General features: G+C 56.1%; 4 protein-coding genes and 1 pseudogene. All 5 read left to right on the top strand.

The window, feature by feature from the left end; translation table 11 throughout:
* A pseudogene (locus WCA53_RS16315) lies at positions 1 to 237 on the top strand (hydroxyquinol 1,2-dioxygenase); the annotation flags it as partial.
* 59 nt (positions 238 to 296) lie between these two features.
* On the top strand, positions 297 to 1373 hold the full coding sequence (locus tag WCA53_RS16310; RefSeq protein WP_423912415.1) for a maleylacetate reductase: 1077 nt from the start codon (positions 297 to 299) through the stop codon (positions 1371 to 1373).
* 14 nt (positions 1374 to 1387) lie between these two features.
* A complete protein-coding gene (locus tag WCA53_RS16305) occupies positions 1388 to 2482 on the top strand; it encodes a zinc-binding dehydrogenase (RefSeq protein WP_423912412.1) in 1095 nt (364 codons plus the stop codon).
* A gap of 53 nt (positions 2483 to 2535) precedes the next feature.
* Positions 2536 to 2820: a YciI family protein gene (locus tag WCA53_RS16300; protein ID WP_423912409.1), complete on the top strand. Its 285-nt coding sequence runs from the start codon at positions 2536 to 2538 to the stop codon at positions 2818 to 2820.
* A 151-nt stretch (positions 2821 to 2971) separates the two neighbouring features.
* A partial coding sequence (locus WCA53_RS16295) for a LysR family transcriptional regulator (RefSeq protein WP_423912404.1) occupies positions 2972 to 3722 on the top strand: 751 nt, incomplete at its 3' end.

Raw genomic sequence — 3722 nt, 5'->3', positions numbered from 1 at the left:
CCCGCGCACCTCCATTTCATGATTACTGCACCAGGCCACGAGACGCTGGTCACTCACATTTTTCGTAACGGCGACCAATATCTCGACTCGGATGCCGTCTTCGGGGTGCGGTCGTCGTTGATTGCCGATTGGGTCCGGCACGAGTCGGGGGTGGCACCTGATGGAACGAGCATGGACGAAGCGTTTTATACGCTTCAATACGACTTTGTCCTAAACCAGGCCGACAACACGCATTGAAGCGCCAGCAAGGAACCAGTGGCGCTTAGATGAAGTTTTTGAATTTGACGGGACAGGCCATGGATTCGCTTGAATTTGTTTATCACGCTCGGACATCGCGAGTGATCTTCGGAGACGGCTCATTGAACCATCTCGAACGAGAAATTCTCGCACTTAATGCTGAACGCGCGCTGGTCATCTGTAGTACCGAACAGGCCGATACAGGCAGGGAAATAGCAAAGCGTCTTGGGCAACGTTGCGCCGGTCTGTTTGCCAGAGCGGTGATGCATGTTCCCGTTGAGCTTGCGCGAGAGGCGCTGGCTGCCGCGCGCGAGCTTAAGGCAGATTGCGCGGTAGTTGTGGGTGGAGGGTCGGCGATCGGGCTTGGAAAGGCGATCGCCCTCGAGTCCGAGTTTCCGATCCTCGCAATTCCAACGACATACTCCGGCAGTGAGATGACACCGATCTTCGGGATCACCGAGGCCGCGTTGAAAAGGACCGGTACCGATGTGAGGGTGCTGCCCAAAACCGTCATCTACGATCCGAGCTTAAGCACAACGCTACCGGTGGGTCTGTCGGTTACCAGTGGCATGAACGCCATTGCTCATGCCGCAGAAGGGCTATATGCGCGCGATCGAAATCCAGTGACAAGTCTGATGGCCGAGGAGGGCATCCGCGCAATGGCAGAAGCACTGCCAGGTATCGTCGCGAACCCAAGCGGCATTGAAGCCCGTTCGAAGGCCCTCTACGGCTCCTGGCTGTGTGGGACTGTTTTAGGGAATGTGGGCATGGCGCTGCATCACAAGCTATGTCACACCTTGGGCGGAAGCTTTGACCTTCCGCACGCGCAGACTCATACCGTCGTTTTGCCGCATGCACTGGCGTACAACAGGAATGCCGCACCGCAGGCAATGGAGCGGATTGCCCGAGCACTCAATGCAAATGACGCTGCCGTCGGCATGCACGAATTTGCGAAGAGAATTGGTGCACCGTTGTCGCTGAAGGAACTCGGAATGCGGCACGAGGATCTGGAGCGAGCGGCTGACATAGCGGCTTCTAACCCCTACTGGAATCCGCAGCCCATAGACCGGGAAAAGATCAGAGCACTATTGCAGGATGCCTTCGATGGCGTACAACCGCGCACATGGAATGCATGAGCGCAGGACAATCAATGCGTTACACGGAGGTGATGATGAAAGCAGTACGATTTTATGGCAAACGCGACATTCGCGTTGAAGAGGTGGCAGCACCCCAGAAGCCGCTCGTTGACGACGACGTTCTTGTACGTCCGCTTGTCTGCGGAATCTGCGGCACGGACCTGCATGAATATGTCGGCGGTCCGATCGTAACTCCGAAAACGCCTCACGTGTATAGCGGCGCCACGCTTCCGCAGATTCTCGGCCACGAGTTTTCGGCGGAAGTGATGGACGTCGGCCGCGGTGTCAAGCACGTGTCGCCCGGAGACAGAATTTCGGTTCAGCCCCTGGTCTCGCCGCGTGACGATTATTTCGGACGCCGTGGATTGTTCCACCTTAGCCCGTGCCAAGCGTGCATCGGCTTGTCGTGGAAGTGGGGCGGCATGGGTGAGCAGGCAGTGGTCAAAGGGTATAACGCAATCCCGGTTCCGAAGAAACTGACGGATGCACAGGCCGCAATGCTCGAGCCTGCGGCGGTCTCTCTGTACGCGCTTGATCGCGGACGGGTTACCACCGGTTCAACAGTGCTGATTTCGGGTCTGGGGCCAATTGGCGCTTTGGCGTTGCTCGGCGCCAAGGCTGCCGGAGCGTCGAAGATCTTCGTCTCGGAGGTCAACCCGAACCGGCTGCGAAAGGCCCTTGAACTCGTGCCCGACTGCATAGTGATCGACCCGTCAAAGACCGATCTGATCGAAGCAATTCGCGATCAAACCGAGGAGGGCGTAGGTGTTGACGCTGCTATCGAATGCGTTGGACTTGAGAATTCGCTGAACACATGCGTGGATGCGGTCCGTCCCCAGGGGGTCGTTGTACAGGCCGGCCTGCATTCTTCGCCTGCGACCGTTGACGCAATGAAGTGGGCGTTGAAAGATATTACTGTCGAAGCCACCTGGTGCTTTCCGACCTATAGCTTTCCCAGAGTGGCGTCAATGATTGAAAGCGGGGTCCTCCCTGTAGAGAGGGTCGCCACCGCGCAGATCGAGATGGACAACGTTGTTCGCGATGGCTTTGAGGCATTGCTGGATCCGTCCGGGATGCATCTGAAGATCCTCGTGAACGTTGGCAAATGACGGGCGCACCTGGCCAGGTCTCGGCACCTGGTCAAACTTGGGAGAGGCTTCAAATGAACTACATCGTTTATTGTCTTGACCACGATGAAATGGTCGACAAGCGGCTGTCGAACTACGACGCACACAAGGCCTATCTCGCGACATCGCCGATAAAAACCCTTGTCTCTGGACCCCTGACAGCCTTGGATAACCAAACTATGATCGGAAGCTTTTTCCTGTACGAGGCTGATTCAATAGAGGAGGTACAAAATTTCATCAACGAGGACCCGTTCAACAGGGCTTCTATTTGGAAAACGATCGATATCCGACCGTTTCTAAAACGAGTTGATAACCGTTAATTTTCACGTCGAGTCATCACTGCGGCAGCGACACGTGCGGGCCCGCGAGACGTAGCTCGCGGACTGCATCTATCGCAGCCCAGCTATATAGCGACAAAGAAACAACCTGTCGGGACGAAGTCCGCCAGATCAAAGCGATGGGAGGAGACTCATGGATCGATGGATAGAACTCGAGTTGCTTGCTAAAACGGCTGAATTGGGGAGTTTGAGTCGCGCGGCAGAGGCGCTGGGCATGTCGAACCCTGCTGCTACACGGTACCTGTCCAGCCTGGAAAGTCGGCTAGGTGTGCGTCTTGTAGAGCGCAGCACGCGCAGATTATATTTCACCGAGATCGGACGTGAATACGTAGAACGTACGAAGGCAATGCTGCAGGACGCGAAAGAAGCTGACTCGGCAGCGCGAGCGAGCTGCGTCAACCCGACCGGTACATTGCGCATTACCGCATCACTTTCCTTCAGTATTTTGCACATCGCGCCTTTGATCCCCGAATATACGCGCCTGTACCCGGAAGTATCTGTGCATGTCGAGACTGCGAATCGGTATCTCGACATCATAGACAACAGCATTGATCTGGCGATCCGCACCCGCGAATACGAGAACGATTCCTCAATTACAATACGCCGCCTTGCGGAAACTCGCCGGATCCTGACCGCGTCGCCCGACTACCTCCGACTAAAGGGTGCTCCTCAGGTTCCCGAGCAACTTGTGGAACACAGGCTTCTCAACTACACCCTGTCCAAAACCTATAAAGACCTGAAGTTCACACGCGGAAGCGAAACGTCCACGGTCGCTGTAGACGGCCTCCTGGAGTCAAACGACGGCCAGGTGCTGCGGACTGCTGCTCTAGCCGGCCTCGGTATTCTTGTGCAACCCAAGTACATCGTTTACGACGACATAAAGG

The organism is Caballeronia sp., from assembly GCF_049581465.1.
Classification (GTDB): domain Bacteria; phylum Pseudomonadota; class Gammaproteobacteria; order Burkholderiales; family Burkholderiaceae; genus Caballeronia.
Note: the sequence above shows the minus strand (reverse complement) of the source record. Positions and strands in the feature narration are given on the sequence as shown.